This window comes from Cupriavidus sp. FW216-B1 (assembly GCF_058789195.1).
This window is the reverse complement of the sequence record NZ_JBYTEL010000002.1, coordinates 376,506-393,135: the sequence shown is the minus strand read 5'-3', so window position 1 is coordinate 393,135 and position 16,630 is coordinate 376,506. Positions and strand designations below refer to the sequence as shown.

Genomic DNA, 16,630 nt, shown 5'->3' with positions numbered 1-16,630 from the left:
ACTCAGCCGGCCTCCCCTTCCTCGCCGTCCGGCTCCGGCGCCGCTTCCAGGCCCAGCAGTTCCTGCGCGGCCTCGCCGGGCAGCGCCTCCACCGTGCGCAGCTTGCGCTCCATCTGGCGCGTGCGCACTTCGGCCTGCTCGATGTTGCGCGCGGCCCGCTCGAGCGTGTCGCGCGTCCGGGACAGCACCACGCCGAACTTGCCGAACTCAGTCTTGACCGCGCCGAGCACGCTCCACACCTCGCTCGAACGCCGCTCCAGCGCCAGCGTGCGGAATCCCATCTGCAGGCTGTTGAGCAGGGCCATCAGCGTGGTCGGCCCGGCCACCGTGATGCGGTGGTCGCGCTGCAGCAGGTCGACCAGGCCGGGGCGGCGCAGCACTTCGGCATACAGCCCCTCGGTCGGCAGGAACAGGATGGCGAAGTCGGTGGTGGCCGGCGGCGAGACGTATTTCTCCGAGATGGTCTGCGCCTCGCGCCGGATCGCCACTTCCAGCTCGCGCCCGGCCGCGGCCACGCCGTCCGCGTCGCCGCGCTCCTGCGCGTCGAGCAGGCGCTCGTACTGCTCCTTGGGAAACTTGGCGTCGATCGGCAGCCAGACCACGCCGCCGTCGGGGTCCTTGCCCGGCAGGCGGATGGCGAACTCCACGCGCGCGCCGGTATTGCGCACGGTCTCCACGTTCTTGGCGTACTGCTCGCTGGTCAGCACCTGCTCGAGCAGCATCTCCAGCTGCACCTCGCCCCAGGTGCCGCGCGACTTCACGTTGGTCAGCACGCGCTTGAGGTCGCCCACGCCCTGCGCCAGCGCCTGCATCTCGCCCAGCCCGCGATGCACCTGCTCGAGCCGCTCGGACACCAGCTTGAACGACTCGCCCAGGCGCTGCTCAAGCGTGGCGTGCAGCTTCTCGTCCACGGTGCGGCGCATCTCCTCGAGCTTGCCGGCGTTGTTGGCCTCGATCTCCTTGAGCTTCTTCTCGAGCGTGGCGCGCACCTCGCCCAGGCGCCGCTCGTTGCCCTCCGACATCTGCCCCAGCTGCTGCTGCAGCACGTCGCCGAAGCGGCGCAGCGCCGCGCCCTGCTCCTCGCGCGCCTGCTGGCCCTGCGCCAGCAGGTTCTGCCGAACCTGGTCGAGCTGCGCGGCGTTGGATTCGGTCAGCTTGGCGAGCTGCTGCGCGAACATGTCGATCTGGTTGTTCTGCAGCGTGGCGATGCTGGTGAGCTGCGACGACAGCGCCTGCTGGAAGCGCATCATCTGCTGGCCGGCTTCGCCGCGGCCGGTGCGGGCGCTCTCGGCGATCTCGGTGCGCAGCTCGCGCTCGAGCCGGTCGAGCCGCTCGGTGCCGCGCGCGCCTTCGGCGCGCAGCTCGGCGAGCAGCCGCACCAGTTCCGGGCTGGCGCCGTCGCCGCGCCCGCGCAGCACCAATACCAGCAGCAGCAATACCGCGGCCGCCGCGAGCGCCAGCGTCAGGAGGGAAATCAGGTTCATGTGGGTCGGGAAGGATCGGGAACGCCGTGGCGGCATGGCGCGCCACGGCGGCGCACAGGCTTCAGCGGCGGCGCGCCATCACGTCGGGATTGATCACCGAGGACGGGTGCCCCGCCTGCGGCCCGGCGTCGAGCGCGGCGATCAGGTTGTCGGCGGCAAGGTCGGCCATCGCGCGGCGGGTCTTCTCCGAGGCGCTGGCGATATGCGGGGTCAGCACCACGTTGGGCACCGCCAGCAGGCCGGGATGCACCTGCGGCTCGCCCTCGAACACGTCGAGCCCGGCGGCGAACAGGCGGCGCTCGCGCAGCGCCTCGGCCAGCGCGGCATCGTCGACGATGCCGCCGCGCGCGAGGTTGACCAGCGTGGCCGACGGCTTCATCTGCGCCAGCTCGGCCGCGCCGATGCTGTGGTGGCTCTGCGCGCTGTACGGCAGCACCAGGATCAGGTGGTCGGACTGCGCCAGCAGCCCGGCCTTGCTGACGTAGCGCGCGTTGAGCGCGCGCTCGGTGTCCTCGGGCAGGCGGCTGCGGTTGTGGTAGATCACCGGCATGCCGAAGCCCGCCGCGCGCCGCGCCAGCGCCTGGCCGATGCGGCCCATGCCGAGGATGCCGAGCGTGCTGCCATGCAGGTCCATGCCGAGGAACATGTCGAAGCTCCAGCGCTCCCACTTGCCGGCGCGCAGCCAGTGCTCGGACTCGGTCACGCGGCGCGCGGTGGCCATCAGCAGGGCCCAGCCGAAATCGGCGGTGGTTTCCGTCAGCACGTCGGGCGTGTTGGTCGCCACGATGCCGGCGGCGGTCAGCGCCGCCACGTCGAGGTTGTTGTAGCCCACGGCCATGTTGCAGACCGCGCGCAGCGCCGGCAGCGCCGCCACCAGCGCACCGTCGATGCGGTCCGCGGCATTGGCCAGCACGCCGGCCTTGCCGGCCAGGCGCGCCTTCAGCGCGGCGGCGTCGAGCGCCTCGTCCTGCTGGTTGCTGTCGACGTCGAAATACTGCGCGAGCCGGTCGATCACTTCGGGAAAGACGGCGCGGGTCACGAGAATGGATGGCTTGCTCATGCTTGGACGTGGAAAAAGATAAAGGTCATCATCAGGAACAACGGCACCAGCACGCACCCCGACCACAGCATGTAGCCGAAGAAGCTGGGCATGCGCACGCCGCGGCTTTCCGCGATGGCCTTGACCATCAGGTTGGGCGCGTTGCCGATGTAGGTATTGGCGCCCATGAACACGGCGCCCGCCGAGATCGCCGCCAGCGTGGAGGCGTTCCGCGTCATCAGCGTGGCGGCATCGCCGCCGGCGGTATTGAAGAACACCAGGTAGGTCGGCGCGTTGTCGAGGAACGACGACAGGATGCCGGTGGCCCAGAAATACATGCCGTCGACGGGCTGGCCGCCGGCGTCGCTGACCAGGCCGATCACGCCGGCGAACGCGCCGTCCGCGCCGGCCTTGAGCATGGCGATCACCGGGATGATGGTCAGGAAGATGCCGGCGAACAGCTTGCCCACCTCGAGGATCGGCTCCCAGGTGAACTCGTTGCCGGCGCGCGCCGCGGCCGGCGTGATCCACAGCGACAGCAGCGCCACCGCCACCAGCAGCACGTCGCGCACGGCCATCTGCAGGCCGACCGGCGCGCCCATCACGTCGAACGCGATGCCGGGCTGCCACAGCCCGCTCATCAGCACCAGCCCGACCACCGCCAGCAGCAGCACGAAATTGCGCTTGCCCTCGATGCGGATGCCCGCCGAGTCCGGCGTGGGATCGGCTGCGGCCGGCAATTCTTCTTCCCTGTTGAGGTAGTAGTGCCGGTCGACGAAGTAGAAGATCACCAGCAGCGCGCCGCAGATGAACAGGGTCTCGGGCAGGATGTTGCGCAGCGTCCAGAAGAAATCCACGCCCTTGAGGAAACCCAGGAACAGCGGCGGGTCGCCGAGCGGCGTGAGCGCGCCGCCCGCGTTGGCCACCAGGAAGATGAAGAACACCACCACGTGCGCGACGTGGCGCCGGTTGTCGTTGGCGCGCAGCAGCGGGCGGATCAGCAGCATGGCCGCGCCGGTGGTGCCCATCAGGCTGGCCAGCGCCGTGCCGAGCGCGAGCAGGCCGGTGTTCAGGCGCGGCGTGCCGTGCAGGTTGCCGCGCACGCAGATGCCGCCGGCCACGATGTAGAGCGAGGCGATCAGCGCGATGAACGGCACGTATTCGGAAAGCAGCGCATGCACGGCGCTGGCGGCCGCCGCATGCGCGCCGAAGGCCAGCGCGAACGGCACCAGGAACAGCAGCGCCCAGGCCGCCACGACCTTGCCGTAGTGGTGATGCCAGAAGCGCGGCGCGAGCAGCGGCAACAGCGCGATCGACAGCAGCGTGCCGGCGAACGGCAGGGCCCATGCCGGCGACAGCGCCGCACCATCGAGCTCCGCCGCGCCGGCCAGGCCGGGCGTCAGCGCGAGCAGTGGTGAAAGCAAGGCGGGGGCACGGCGCATCGGGCGGGATCTCCTGGTTCTGGATTGCGGCACCCGCGCCGGGCGAAGGCGGCGGGCGGAGACAGTGCGCCGGCTGGCAAGGCGCCGGCACGGCGGGCCGCCGGCGCGCGGCGAAGGCCTCAAGTGTAAAGCAATCGCCGCGGCTTTCCGCCGGCTTTCCGCCGAACTTTCCTGCGGCTTTCCCGCGCGGGCGCCGGGCGCGCGGCGCTCAGTCCTGCTCGACCAGGATCACGTGCACGCGGTAGGGCCCGTGCGCGCCGAGCACGATGGTCTGCTCGATGTCGCCGGTGCGCGACGGGCCGCTGATGACGTTGGTGGCGCGCGGCAATTCGCCGCGCTCGCCGCGCGCCAGCGCGAAGGCGTCCTCGAGGCCGTCGACGATGCGCGAGACCGGCACCACCGCGATATGCGTCTCCGGCAGCAGCGCGGCCGAGGCAAAGGTCCGCGGCCCGGACAGCAGCATCAGCGAGCCGGTCTCGGCGATGGCGCAGAAGCAGCCGGTGATGCCGACCAGGTCGCCGTGGTCGTGGTCGGCCTGCGCGTCGCGCTCGGGCAGGCGGCACTCCACCGCCAGGCCGTGCGCCTGCCAGTCGAGCGCGCCGAAGCTGTCCCAGGCGATGGCGCGGCGCGCCAGGCCCAGGCTGTCGAGGTAGCGCGCGGCCTCGGCCGGCACGTCAGCCAGCGTCGCCACGCGCGCCACCGTGGAGGCCAGCTTGAGCGCCTGCGCCTCGAACGCGGCGATGCGGTCCGCCGGCGCCGGCGGGCGCGGGCCGGCTGGATGGCGCGCGAGATAGTCGGCCACCGCCGCGCGCTCGCCGTTGCTGACTCCGGCGGCGCGGCCCTGGGCGGCGCGGATGCGGGCGAAGATGCGGTCGCGTGCGGAAGAGGTGTCCATGCGTTGCTGTCCGGTGGTGGATGCGGAATGTCTGGAGGCCGGGGTTCCCGGGTTCCCGGGTTCAGGCCGGCGCCTTGATGCCGAATACCTGCCGCAGGTAGGTCAGGTAGGCGGGATCGTCGCACATGGTCTTCTCGGGCGTGTCCGACAGCTTGGCCACCGGCTGCCCGTTGCAGCGGGTCATCTTGATGACGATCTGCAGCGGCGTGTAGCCGAGGTCGTTGGTGAGGTTGGTGCCCACGCCGAAGGCCAGCCGGCAGCGCCCGCCGAAGCGCTCGTACAGCTCGATCACGCGCGGGATGTCGAGGCTGTCGCTGAAGATCAGCGTCTTGCCCAGCGGGTCGACGCGGCCCGCCGCGTAGTGGGCCAGCATGCGCTCGCCCCACGCGAAAGGGTCGCCGGAATCGTGGCGCACGCCGTCGAACAGCTTGCAGAAATAGAGGTCGAAGTCGCGCAGGAAAGCGTCGAAGCCGTAGGTATCGGACAAGGCGATGCCGAGGTCGCCGCGGTACTCCTTGGCCCACACCTCGAGCGCGAACACCTGCGAATCGCGCAGCCGCGGGCCGAGCGCCTGGCAGGCCTGCAGGTATTCATGCGCCATCGTGCCCAGCGGGATCAGGTTGTGCATGCGCGCGAAATGCACGTTGCTGGTGCCGGCCAGCTGGGGCCCGAGCACGCGGCGCATGGTCTGCAGCACCTCTTCCTGCCAGTCGCGCGAGAAGCGGCGCCGCGAGCCGTAGTCGGCGATCACGCAGTCGGCGTGGCCGGGCATCTTCAGCAGGGCCAGCTTCTCTTCGAGCCGGCGGCGGCCTTCGCGCCAGTCCGGCTGCGGCTGCGTGTTGCGGAAGTACACCTCGTTGACGATGGCCAGCAGCGGCACCTCGAACAGGATGGTGTGCAGCCACGGGCCGCGGATGGTGATCTCGATCTCGCCCGCGCCCGACGCGGCGGGCGCCACCGTGACGTATTTCTGGTTGAGGTGGAACAGCCCGAGGAAATCGACGAAATCGCTCTTGATGAAGCGCAGGCCGCGCAGGTAGTCGAGCTCGTCCTCGGTGAAACGCACCTGGCACAACTGGGCGATCTCGTCGCGGATCTCGTCCACGTAGGGCGTCAGGTCCATACCCGCGTTGCGGCACTTGAAGCGGTACTCGACCTGCGCCGCCGGGAAATGGTGCAGCACCACCTGCATCATGGTGAATTTGTACAGGTCGGTGTCGAGCAGGGATGAGATGATCATGTCAGGCCGGACGGCAAAGCCAAGTCAGTGCGACATGCTAACCGAAAGCGCGCACGCAGGGCTGGCGGCGGGCGCGCTCACCCGCCATCGAGGAAGCGGTCCGGCTGGCGGCCGCGCGCGCTGCCGCGCAGGCACCACAGCGTCTCGCCGTTGTAGCCGGGGCATCCGATCAGCGTGGCCTGCGCGCGCGGCACGGCGCTCGGCAGCGGTTCGGCGAACACGGCCGAGCGCACCGTGATGCGCTCGTGGTAGACCGGCGTGGCCGCGCGGCGGAACACCAGCACCTGGACCGGCGCGCCGCGCGCCGGCTGCAGGCCCGCATCGCACGGCATGAAGCCGGCCTGGCCGCAATTGGCCACGGCCTCGCCGGCGGGCTCGACCACCACGCCGAAGTCGTCCCATTCGAAGCGGGTCAGCGCGGCCAGCGACACCGGCCGGTCGGTCTCCATGCGCCACGCCATCAGCCGCGCCACCACGCTCTCGGACGGGCCGCCGGCCTGCGCCAGCGTCTGCGCGTGCGTCACCGGCGCGGCCAGGACCGGCAGCAGCGCCAGCCCGGCGAGCCGCGCCGCCGCGCGCGTGCGCCGGGCGCTGCCGGCGGGCTGCTGGCGGACGGGAACTGGCATGGCGTTCTCCTCGTTTTGGCGCGCCGGCGGCGCGGGCAGGCCCTGGGGAGCATACAACGGCGCCGGGCCGGGAGCCAGCAAAGCGCGCCGGCGCGGGCGCGCCGGTACTGCGCTGGATCAAACGTACATAAAGAAATAAGAAAACTATCTGATCCGGCTATATAGGAGGATTACCCTAGGTTTGCGCCTCGGCTACAATATCGGTCTTTGAAAGGCCACGGCCTGCGCTCGCGCCGCGCACGGTGAACCCATGGTGGACGGATGGTGAACCCGCGGGGCATCCCATCCGGCCCCGCCCGGCGGCGTGATTCGCAGTGCACAGCAAGCCTGATCCCCCCATCGAAGCCGACCCCGTTTTTCTGGAACCGAAATGACTCACGTTGTCACCGAATCCTGCATCCGCTGCAAATACACCGACTGCGTCGACGTGTGTCCGGTCGATTGCTTCCGCGAAGGTCCGAACTTTCTCACCATCGACCCGGACGAGTGTATCGATTGCGCGGTGTGCGTGGCGGAATGCCCGGTGAACGCGATCTACGCGGAAGAAGACGTGCCCGGCGACCAGCAGCAGTACATCGACCTCAACGCCGAGCTCGCGCGCAACTGGCCGTCCATCACCAAGACCAAGTCGCCGCTGCCCGACGCCGACCAGTGGAAGGACGTCGGCGACAAGCTGCAGTACCTCGAGCGCTGAACGCCTGGATCCGCCGGATCAAGAGAGCAGAACAGGCCAGGAAGCCGTCCCCACATACGCGTTTTCCCGTCATGCCGGGCACATCGGTGCCCACAACGTATCAGGACGAATATGGACTTGAGCATTCCTAACCCCGTCGCCGACGCCAGCCTCAGCGTGGCCACCGGCAACGCCGGCGGCCAGCCGCTGGAAATCGACGCGCTGATCGTCGGCGCCGGACCGGTCGGACTCTTCCAGGTCTTCGAACTGGGCCTGCTCGAAATCAAGGCGCACGTGATCGACTCGCTGAAGGTGGTGGGCGGCCAGTGCGTGGAGCTGTATCCGGACAAGCCGATCTACGACATCCCGGCGGTGCCCATCTGCACCGGCCAGGAGCTCACCGACAACCTGCTCAAGCAGATCGAGCCGTTCGAGCCGACCTTCCACCTGGGCCAGGAAGTCTCGGTGGTGGAGCGCCGCGACGACGGCCGCTTCTTCGTCGAGACCTCGCTCGGCACGCGCTTCATCACCAAGACCATCTTCATCGCCGCCGGCGTGGGCTCGTTCCAGCCGCGCACGGTCAAGGTCGAGGGCATCGACAGGTTCGAGGGCAAGCAGCTGTTCTACCGCGTCAAGGATCCGAGCCGCTTCCACGGCCGCAACCTGGTCATCGTCGGCGGCGGCGACTCCGCGCTCGACTGGACGCTGGACCTGATCGGCAAGGCCGAGTCGGTGGTGATGATCCACCGCCGCGACGGCTTCCGCGCGGCGCCCGCCTCGGTGGCCAAGATGAAGGAACTGTGCGAGCAGCTGGAAATGCAGTTCGTGGTCGGCCAGATCAGCGGCTACGAGGAAAAGGACGGCCTGCTCACCGAGATCAAGGTGACCGGCGCCGACGGCGTGACGCGCCGCCTGCCGCTGGACGACCTGCTGGTGTTCTTCGGCCTGTCGCCCAAGCTCGGCCCGATCGCCGAGTGGGGCCTGGCGCTCGAGCGCAAGCAGATCAAGGTGGACACCGAGAAGTTCGAGACCAACATCCCGGGCATCTTCGCGGTGGGCGACATCAACACCTACCCCGGCAAGAAGAAGCTGATCCTCTCGGGCTTCCACGAAGCCGCGCTGGCCGCCTTCGGCGCCGCGCCCTACATCTTCCCCGAGAAGAAAATCCACATGCAGTACACCACCACCTCGCCGAAGCTGCACAAGATCCTGGGCGTCGATTCGCCCGTGTTCGACTGAACGGCGATGGCCACCGTCCGGTGAAGCGGATGGGAACAAAAAAACCGCCCTTCCGGGCGGTTTTTTATGGCAAAAATCAAAAACATTGCCTATAATGTGGCCCTCGCCATCGAACACCGACGGCACACGGCCAGCAACACCGGCCCGCGCATCGGGATCGTTCAGGCGGAACCAGAAGTTTCGCGGCACCGGCGGTAAGAACTACCGCGCAGGTGTTGACGAATAAACGAGAAACTGGTTATAATCCTTTTCTCTGCTGTTCCCTGATAGCTCAGTTGGTAGAGCGACGGACTGTTAATCCGCAGGTCGCTGGTTCGAGCCCAGCTCGGGGAGCCAAAAGTATCGTAGAAAAGCCCGCAAGCAATTGCGGGCTTTTTTGCTTTCGGGTTCGCCCTGGCACCGGGCGCACGGCAAGCACCGCCGCCCCGCGTGCCATCCCTCCCCCGCGTTACCTCCTGCCTGCCGCGTTCCCTTGCGCGCACGCCATCTCTTGCCGGCACGCCTGCCAGCCTGTTCGTCGACTCACCCCCCTCTCCCGCCGTCACCCTGCGCGTTCGCGCATCCAGCTTTCCTCGCTTCCTGCGCGCCAGCGCGGCGCCACGCCCGCCATCTCCGCCAGCGGCGGCGCAGGCTTGACATCAATATGTTCAGCATACACAATATGTTCGAACATAAACAAGCCGGCGCGCAGAACGCCGCCGCACACCGAGGCTGAGAATGGAAGACAAGGTTGTCGTATTGACGGGCGCGAGCGGCGGCATTGGCCGCGGCATCGCGCTGGCGCTGGCGCAGGCCGGCGCGAAGGTGGTCGTGAACGATGTCGGCGTGTCCCTGTCCGGACAGGGCGGCGACAGCAGCGCGGCCGGGCGCCTGGCCGAGGAGATCGCGCAGGCCGGCGGCACGGCCACGCCCAACGCCGACAGCGTGACGACCTGGCAAGGCGCGGCCAACGTGATCGCGTGCGCGCTCGACACCTATGGCCGCATCGATGCCGTCATCAACAACGCGGGCAATCTGCGCGACCGCTTCTTCCACAACATGAGCGAGGAAGAATGGCGCGCCGTGATCGACGTGCACCTGCATGGCAGCTTCTTCGTCAGCCGCGCCGCGGCGCCACACTTCAGGGCGCAGAACGGCGGCGCCTACGTCCACATGACGTCGACCTCGGGGCTGATCGGCAACTTCGGCCAGGCCAACTATGCCGCCGCCAAGCTGGGCATCGTGGCGCTGTCGAAGTCGATCGCGCTGGACATGCAGAAGTACGGCGTGCGCTCGAACTGCATCGCGCCGTTCGCCTGGAGCCGCATGACGGACTCCATCCCGGCCAACACGCCGGAAGAAGCCGCGCGCGTCGACAAGCTCAAGCGCATGGAAGCCGGCAAGATCGCGCCGATGGCCGTGTACCTCGCCAGCGACGCGGCCAGCGCCGTGACCGGGCAGATCTTCGGCGTGCGCGCCAACGAGATCCTGCTGTTCAGCCAGCCGCGCCCGATCCGCTCGGTGCACCGCAGCGACGGCTGGACGCCGCAGACCATCGCCGAGGTCGCCATCCCTGCCATGCGCACCAGCTTCTACGACCTCGAGCGCTCGCCCGACGTCGTGTGCTGGGACCCCATCTGAATTCCCGCTTCGCACACAGGACGATCATGTCAAAACCAGTGACGAAGGACGGCGCGCCGCCCGCGGCCGGACCCGAGCAGACCTATTTCCGCTACCTCGACGGCGGCGAGTGGCGCGTGCCGAAATGCCGCGGCTGCGGCGCCGTGGTGTTCTACCCGCGCGTGCACTGCCTGAACTGCGGCGCCGGCGAATTCGAATGGATCGCGCCGTCCGGCGACGGCACGGTCCATTCGACCACCGTCATGCGCCGCCCGGCCGAAGCCGGCGGCGACCGCAACCTGTGCCTGGTCGATCTCGACGAAGGATTCCGCATGATGAGCCAGATCGAATCGCCGGACCCGGCCGCCGCCCGGATCGGCGACCGCGTGCGCGCGCGCGTGCGCCCCGAAGGCGAGACGCATCTCGTGGTCTTCACGCTGGCGGAGGGCACGGCATGAGCGCGTCGGCATTGCGCGGCGCCACGGCCATCGTCGGCGTCGGACAGGCGGGCCTGGGCAGCGCCCGCGGCTATACGGAAATGGAGATCCTGGCGCAGGCCGCCGCGCGCGCGGTGGCCGATGCCGGGATGACGATGGCGGACATCGACGGCCTGTGCACGTGCAGCGCGTCGGCCACCATGTGGGCCATGCCGGTGGCCGAATACCTCGGCATCCGCCCGGCCTTCGTCGACAGCACCATGCTCGGCGGCTCGAGCTTCGTCGCCCACCTGCTGCCGGCCATGCACGCGCTGGCCGCCGGCGAATGCAACGCCGTGCTGGTCTGCTACGGCAGCACGCAGCGCAGCGGCGCGGTGGACCGCGCGGCGGTCGGCAAGATGCGGCAGGTGCTGGACCCGCAGCCTTATGAAACGCCGTACCAGCCGATGCAGCCGATCAGCGCCTACGCGCTGGCCGCGGCGCGCCACATGGCCGAGTTCGGCACCACGCGCGAACAACTGGCGGAAGTGGCGGTCGCCGCGCGCGCATGGGCGCGGCTGAATCCCGAGGCCTATTCGCGCGACCCGCTCTCGGTCGAGGACGTGCTGGCCTCGCGCATGATCTGCGACCCGCTGACCGTGCGCGACTGCTGCCTGCTGACCGACGGCGCCGGCGCCTTCGTGCTGGTGCGCAGCGACCGCGCCCGCGACACGCCGAAGCCGCCGGCCTACGTGCTCGGCAATGCCTCGGCGCTGTGGCACCGCCAGATCTCCTCGATGCACGACCTGACCGTGACGGCCGCGACCGAATCGGGCCGGCGCGCCTACCGCATGGCGGGCGTGACCAAGGACGACGTCGACCTGCTGTGCCTGTACGACGCCTTCACCATCAACACCATCCTGTTCCTCGAGGACCTCGGCTTCTGCCCCAAGGGCGAAGGCGGGAATTTCGTCAGCGGCGGCGCGATCGCGCCGGGCGGAACGCTGCCGGTCAACACCAACGGCGGCGGCCTGTCGTTCGGGCATCCGGGCATGTACGGCGTGTTCCTCGTCATCGAGGCCGTGCGCCAGCTGCGCGGCGAGGCCGGCGAGCGGCAGCAGAAGGCCGAGATCGCGCTGGTGCACGGCAACGGCGCCACGCTGTCGAGCCAGTCGACCGCGATCCTCGGCACCGCGGCCGCGCTGTGAGGCGGCCCAGGGAAAACATCGACGCAAGAACCGACGGGCGCCGGCGCCCGTCGCCAAGGAAGAGACATCCATGATCAACAAGATTTCGCCCAGCCTGCTCGACGCCGTGTCGGGCATCGGCGACGGCGCCTCGGTGATGGTGACCGGGTTCGGCGATTCGGGCCTGCCGCGCGAGCTGCTGCACGCGCTGATCGAGCACGGCGCCACCGACCTGACCATCATCAGCAACAACGCCGGCACCGGCACCACCGGCCTGGCCGCGCTGCTGGCCGCCGGGCGCGTGCGCAAGATGATCTGCACCTATCCCAAGTCGTCGGGCGCCGACATCTTCCGGGACCTGTACAAGAACAAGAAGATCGCGCTCGAGCTGGTGCCGCAGGGCACGCTGATCGAGCGCATGCGCGCGGCCGGCGCCGGGCTCGGCCCGTTCTACACGCCGACCGGCTACGGCACGCCGCTGGCCGAGGGCAAGCCGCAATGCGTCTACAACGGGCGCGGCTACGTGCTCGAGGAACCGCTGCATGCCGACTTCGCGCTGGTCAAGGCGTATCACGGCGACCGCTGGGGCAACCTCACCTACCGCCTGGCCGCGCGCGGCTTCGGCCCGGTGATGTGCACCGCCGCCAGAACCGCCATCGCCCAGGTCGACGACATCCTCCCGCTCGGCTTCATGCCGCCCGAGACGGTGGTCACGCCGGGCATCTTCGTCAGCAAGGTCGTGCGCAAGGACGGCAAGCAATGAGCGACACCATGAGCGACAGCAAGAAACTCAGCCGCGACCGCGTCGCGCAACTGGTCGCCGCCGACATCCGGCCCGGCAGCTACGTCAACATCGGCCTGGGCATGCCCACGCTGGTGGCGCGCCACCTCGACCCGAAGAAGGAAATCGTGCTCCACAGCGAGAACGGCATCCTCGGCATCGAGGACGTCACCCCCGGCGACCCCGGCGACGAAGACCTCATCAATGCCAGCAAGGCGCACGTGCAGCTGATTCCGGGCGCGTCCATCTGCGACCAGTCGCTGTCGTTTTCCATGATGCGCGGCGGGCACCTCGACGCCACCATCCTCGGCGCCTTCCAGGTGTCGAGCGAGGGCGACATCGCCAGCTGGGCCACCGACGACACGGACGCGGTGCCCGGCATCGGCGGCGCGATGGACCTGGTGGCCGGCGCGCGCAAGGTCATCGTGGTGATGGAGCACACCACGCGCGACGGCAGGCCCCGCCTGCTGCGCCACTGCACCTTCCCGCTCACCGGCAAGGGCGCGGTCGACACCGTGTACACCGACATGGCGATCATCGACGTCGACCCGCAGCGCGGCTTCGTGGTGCGGGCTCTGGCCGCGGGCGTGTCCAGGGACGAGCTCCAGGCCGCCACCGAAGCGCCGCTCACATTCCCGGACGACCTGACCCTGATCTGAACACCGATACCTACGGAGAGAGACAAATGCATACCAAGATCACCCGCCTGCTCGGCGCCGCACTGCTGTTCGCCGCCACCGCCGCCGGCGCGGCGGCCTTTCCCGACCGCCCCGTCGAGCTGATCATTCCCTACCCGCCCGGCGGCACCGCCGACGTGGTGGCGCGGCCGCTGTCGGCCGGCCTGCAGAAATACCTGGGCGTGCCGGTGGTGGTGCAGTACAAGGCCGGCGCCAGCGGCGCGATCGCCACGCAGTACGTGGCGCGCGCCACGCCGGACGGCTACACGCTGGTGATGGTGCTGGCCGCGCACGCGATCAACCCGAGCCTCTATCCCAACCTGCCATACGACTCGGTGAAGGACTTCAAGCCGGTGTCGATGGTGGCCAAGCTGCCGCTGGTGCTCTACACCAACCCGAAGTTCGGGCCCAAGACCATCCCCGAGTTCATCCAATACGCCAAGGAGCATCCGGGCGCGGTCTCGGTCGGGTCGGCGGGCAACGGCAACACCAGCCACCTGGCGCTGGAGCTGTTCTCGAACATGGCCGGCGTGAAGCTGCTGCACGTGCCGTACAAGGGCGGCGGCCCCTCCATCGCCGCGGCGATGGGCGGCGAGGTCAACGCCGTGTTCGCCGGCCCTGACAGCCTGAACCAGGCGCAGGCCGGCAGGCTGCGCGCGCTGGCCGTCACCAGCGCCACGCGCCTGCCGCTGACGCCCGGCACGCCGACCGTGCAGGAAGGCGGCCTCAAGGGCTACGAGGTGCAGGGATGGTATGGCCTGCTCGCGCCGGCCGGCACGCCCGACAGCGTGGTGGCGGTGCTGAACAAGGCGGTGGCCGACACGCTGGCCGACGCGCAGTTCCGCAAGACCGTGGGCGACCTCGGCTACATCCCCGCGCCGTCCACGCCGCCGGCGTTCATGGACTACATCAAGCAGGAAATGGCGCGCTGGTCCAAGGTGGTCAAGGACGCCAACATCAAGCTCGAGTGAGGACATGGCATGGGGTGGCGGATGCGGTGGCGGATGCAGGAGCGGAGCCCGGAACAGGTGAACGGCGGCATCGCGCCGGACGGCTTCGCGGCGGGCGCCGGGTGCGGCGATATAATCCGCTCGTCATTTACCTGGTCCGGACCAAGCCGTGAGCGTTACGAAGCCGCGTTACGTCGAGCTGACGGAGATGTTGTTGAACGACATCGCCTCAGGCGCCTATCCCGTGGGAAGCTGTCTGCCCGGCGAGCTCGAGCTCGCACAGAAGTACGGCGTCGGCCGGGGCACGGTGCGCGCGGCGCTCGACCAGGTCCAGGCGCTCGGGCTCATCTCGCGCCGCAAGCGCGCCGGCACGCGCGTCGAGGCCTCGGCGCCGCCGGCCACCGGCTACGCGCCGACCATCTCCACCGTCGACGAGCTGCTGCAGTACAGCGCCAACACCCAGCGCGTGATCCACAGCATCAAGAACATCGTGGTGGACGTGGAAATGGCCGCGCGCCTGGGCTGCGCGCCCGGCACGCACTGGATGGAGGTGCAGGCGGCGCGCGTCGACCCGCTCACGCACGCCTGTCCGGTGGCGTGGTTCCACGTGTACGTGCGCGCGGCCGACGGCGGCAAGATCCGCCGCCAGCTGCGCCATACGCAGGAGCTGATCTGCGACCTCATCAGCGACGTGACCGGCAGCGTGGTGATGGAGATCCGGCAGACGGCCAGGGCCGTGGGCGTGCCGGAGGCGCTGGCGGCCAAGCTCGGCACGGAGCCCGGCGCCCATGCGCTGGAGTTCGTGCGCCAGTACTACGACCAGTCGCACACGCTGATGGAAGTCTCCATCAGCATCCAGCCGGCGGACCGCTTCAGCTACACCACGGTGCTGCAGCGGCGCATGCCGCCGGCCGCCGCCGCCGCGACCTGACCCGCGCCGGCCCGGGCCTGCGCGCGCTAGGCCAGTCCGCGCGCCATCCTGGCGGGATCGACCAGGCGGTCGTACTCCTCCCCGCTCAGCAGCCCCAGCTCGAGCGCCGCCGCGCGCGGCGTGATGCCGCGCTCGAGCGCGGTGCGCGTGATGCGCGCGGCGCGGTCGTAGCCGATCACCGGGTTGAGCGCGGTCACGGCGAGCAGCGCGCCGTCCACGTTGGCGGCCAGCCGCTCGCGGTTCACGTCCAGCCCCGCCACCAGCTTGCGCGCCAGCACCTGCATGCTGTCGGACAGCACGCGGATCGACTGCAGCACGTTGTGGATCAGCACCGGCTTGGCGACGTTGAGCTCGAAGTTGCCGGACGCGCCCGCCAGGGTGACGGTGACGTGGTTGCCCATGACCTGCATGGCGGCCTGAACGGCCACTTCCGCGATGGTCGGGTTGCGCTTGCCGGGCATGATCGACGAGGTCAGGCCGTCGTCCGGGATAACCAGCTCGCCCAGGCCGCAGCGCGGCCCCGACCCCAGCCAGCGCAGGTCGTTGGCGATCTTGGCCAGCGAGGTGGCGATGACGTTGAGCACGCCCGAGAGCTCGACCAGCGTGTCGTGCGCGGCCATGCCCTCGACCTTGCAGGGGCTGGGGCTGAACGCCAGGCCCGCGAGCTGGCCAGCTTCTTCGCAGAAGGCCTGGTCGAAGCCGCGCGGCGCGTTGAGGCCGGTGCCGGCCGCGGTGCCGCCCTGCGGCAGCACCAGCAGGCGCGGGAACACGCTGTCGATCCGCGCGAGGCCGCCGGCGGCCTGCGTGGCGAAGCTCTCGAAGGCCTGCGCCATCGTCATCGGCACGGCGTCCATCAGGTGCGTGCGCGCCACCTTGAGCACGCCCGCGAAGGCGCGCGCGCGCTCCTGCAGCGTATCGCGCAGCAGCGCCAGCGCCGGCTGCAGGCGCTCGCGCACTTCCAGCGCCGCGGCCATCTGCATCACGGTCGGGAAGCTGTCGTTGGAGGACTGCGAGGCGTTCACGTGGTCGTTCGGATGCACCGGCGACTTGGTGCCGAGCGGCTGGCCGAGCAGCTCGTTGGCGCGGTTGGCGATGACCTCGTTGGCGTTCATGTTGGTCTGGGTGCCCGAGCCGGTCTGCCAGATGGTCAGCGGGAAATGCGCGTCGAAGCGGCCGGCGCGCAGTTCCGCCGCGGCGGCCTCGATGCTTTGCGCCAGCGCGGGATCGAGCGCGGCGCAGCGCACGTTGGCGCGCGCCGCCGCCATCTTGTGCAGGCCGAAGGTGCGGACCAGGCAGGCCGGGAAGCGCTCGTCGCCGACCTCGAAGACGCCGAGCGCGCGCTGCGTCTGCGCGCCCCAGTAGCGGTCGGCGGGAATCTCGACCGGGCCGAAGGCGTCATGCTCGACGCGGGTAGCCGTCATGGTGTTCACTTGGTTTCAATCCGGTGGAAG

17 protein-coding genes and 1 tRNA gene are annotated in these 16,630 nt (G+C 69.5%); 10 read left to right on the top strand and 8 right to left on the bottom strand.

Going from position 1 to position 16,630, the window contains the following annotated elements; all coding sequences use genetic code 11:
- Positions 1 to 2 precede the first annotated feature (2 nt).
- The 6 genes from AC3WXD_RS08770 to AC3WXD_RS08745 all read right to left on the bottom strand — a co-directional run bounded on the left by AC3WXD_RS08770 (position 3) and on the right by AC3WXD_RS08745 (position 6,726).
- On the bottom strand, positions 3 to 1,484 hold the full coding sequence (locus AC3WXD_RS08770) for a DNA recombination protein RmuC (RefSeq protein WP_492323533.1): 1,482 nt from the start codon (positions 1,482 to 1,484) through the stop codon (positions 3 to 5).
- A 61-nt stretch (positions 1,485 to 1,545) separates the two neighbouring features.
- Entirely contained in the window at positions 1,546 to 2,544 is a 999-nt protein-coding gene (locus AC3WXD_RS08765) for a 2-hydroxyacid dehydrogenase (protein WP_020206060.1), read from the bottom strand.
- Complete coding sequence (locus AC3WXD_RS08760) at positions 2,541 to 3,965, bottom strand: sodium:proton antiporter (RefSeq protein ID WP_492323532.1); 1,425 nt, start codon at positions 3,963 to 3,965, stop codon at positions 2,541 to 2,543. The genes AC3WXD_RS08765 and AC3WXD_RS08760 overlap by 4 nt, the downstream gene beginning before the upstream one ends.
- Before the next feature lie 208 nt (positions 3,966 to 4,173).
- Entirely contained in the window at positions 4,174 to 4,860 is a 687-nt protein-coding gene (locus AC3WXD_RS08755; RefSeq protein ID WP_492323531.1) for a LutC/YkgG family protein, read from the bottom strand.
- Between the two features lie 61 nt (positions 4,861 to 4,921).
- Entirely contained in the window at positions 4,922 to 6,100 is a 1,179-nt protein-coding gene (gene pncB, locus AC3WXD_RS08750; protein ID WP_020206057.1) for a nicotinate phosphoribosyltransferase, read from the bottom strand.
- A 77-nt stretch (positions 6,101 to 6,177) separates the two neighbouring features.
- The gene (locus tag AC3WXD_RS08745) at positions 6,178 to 6,726 is read right to left on the bottom strand and encodes a hypothetical protein (RefSeq protein WP_492323530.1); all 549 of its coding nucleotides are present in this window, start codon (positions 6,724 to 6,726) and stop codon (positions 6,178 to 6,180) included.
- Between the two features lie 370 nt (positions 6,727 to 7,096).
- Here AC3WXD_RS08745 and fdxA point away from each other — a divergent pair, with 370 nt between their 5' ends.
- From fdxA to AC3WXD_RS08730, 3 genes are all read left to right on the top strand, one after another.
- Positions 7,097 to 7,420, top strand: a complete 324-nt coding sequence (gene fdxA / locus AC3WXD_RS08740) for a ferredoxin FdxA (RefSeq protein ID WP_020206055.1) — start codon at positions 7,097 to 7,099, stop codon at positions 7,418 to 7,420.
- A gap of 111 nt (positions 7,421 to 7,531) precedes the next feature.
- Positions 7,532 to 8,638: an NAD(P)/FAD-dependent oxidoreductase gene (locus AC3WXD_RS08735; RefSeq protein WP_020206054.1), complete on the top strand. Its 1,107-nt coding sequence runs from the start codon at positions 7,532 to 7,534 to the stop codon at positions 8,636 to 8,638.
- Between the two features lie 260 nt (positions 8,639 to 8,898).
- Positions 8,899 to 8,974: transfer RNA gene (locus AC3WXD_RS08730), tRNA-Asn, on the top strand.
- A 205-nt stretch (positions 8,975 to 9,179) separates the two neighbouring features.
- Here AC3WXD_RS08730 and AC3WXD_RS08725 read toward each other — a convergent pair.
- A complete protein-coding gene (locus tag AC3WXD_RS08725) occupies positions 9,180 to 9,311 on the bottom strand; it encodes a hypothetical protein (protein ID WP_492323529.1) in 132 nt (43 codons plus the stop codon).
- Between the two features lie 44 nt (positions 9,312 to 9,355).
- Here AC3WXD_RS08725 and AC3WXD_RS08720 point away from each other — a divergent pair, with 44 nt between their 5' ends.
- From AC3WXD_RS08720 to AC3WXD_RS08690, 7 genes are all read left to right on the top strand, one after another.
- Positions 9,356 to 10,258, top strand: a complete 903-nt coding sequence (locus tag AC3WXD_RS08720; protein ID WP_492323528.1) for an SDR family oxidoreductase — start codon at positions 9,356 to 9,358, stop codon at positions 10,256 to 10,258.
- 26 nt (positions 10,259 to 10,284) lie between these two features.
- Entirely contained in the window at positions 10,285 to 10,695 is a 411-nt protein-coding gene (locus tag AC3WXD_RS08715; RefSeq protein WP_492323527.1) for a Zn-ribbon domain-containing OB-fold protein, read from the top strand.
- Positions 10,692 to 11,861, top strand: coding sequence for an acetyl-CoA acetyltransferase (locus AC3WXD_RS08710; protein WP_454731897.1), 1,170 nt, complete (start codon positions 10,692 to 10,694; stop codon positions 11,859 to 11,861). The genes AC3WXD_RS08715 and AC3WXD_RS08710 overlap by 4 nt, the downstream gene beginning before the upstream one ends.
- A 70-nt stretch (positions 11,862 to 11,931) precedes the next feature.
- Entirely contained in the window at positions 11,932 to 12,603 is a 672-nt protein-coding gene (locus tag AC3WXD_RS08705) for a 3-oxoacid CoA-transferase subunit A (RefSeq protein ID WP_059411361.1), read from the top strand.
- Positions 12,600 to 13,280 (top strand): 3-oxoacid CoA-transferase subunit B, encoded by a 681-nt coding sequence (locus tag AC3WXD_RS08700; protein ID WP_492323526.1) that lies wholly within the window; start codon positions 12,600 to 12,602, stop codon positions 13,278 to 13,280. Before AC3WXD_RS08705 ends, AC3WXD_RS08700 begins: the two co-directional genes overlap by 4 nt.
- 26 nt (positions 13,281 to 13,306) lie before the next feature.
- Complete coding sequence (locus AC3WXD_RS08695; protein WP_059411360.1) at positions 13,307 to 14,269, top strand: Bug family tripartite tricarboxylate transporter substrate binding protein; 963 nt, start codon at positions 13,307 to 13,309, stop codon at positions 14,267 to 14,269.
- 148 nt (positions 14,270 to 14,417) lie between these two features.
- Complete coding sequence (locus AC3WXD_RS08690; RefSeq protein ID WP_231401709.1) at positions 14,418 to 15,179, top strand: GntR family transcriptional regulator; 762 nt, start codon at positions 14,418 to 14,420, stop codon at positions 15,177 to 15,179.
- Positions 15,180 to 15,205: 26 nt separating this feature from the next.
- Here the strand turns inward: AC3WXD_RS08690 and AC3WXD_RS08685 are convergent, their stop codons facing one another.
- Positions 15,206 to 16,600, bottom strand: coding sequence for a class II fumarate hydratase (locus AC3WXD_RS08685; protein WP_059411391.1), 1,395 nt, complete (start codon positions 16,598 to 16,600; stop codon positions 15,206 to 15,208).
- Between the last annotated feature and the right edge of the window lie 30 nt (positions 16,601 to 16,630).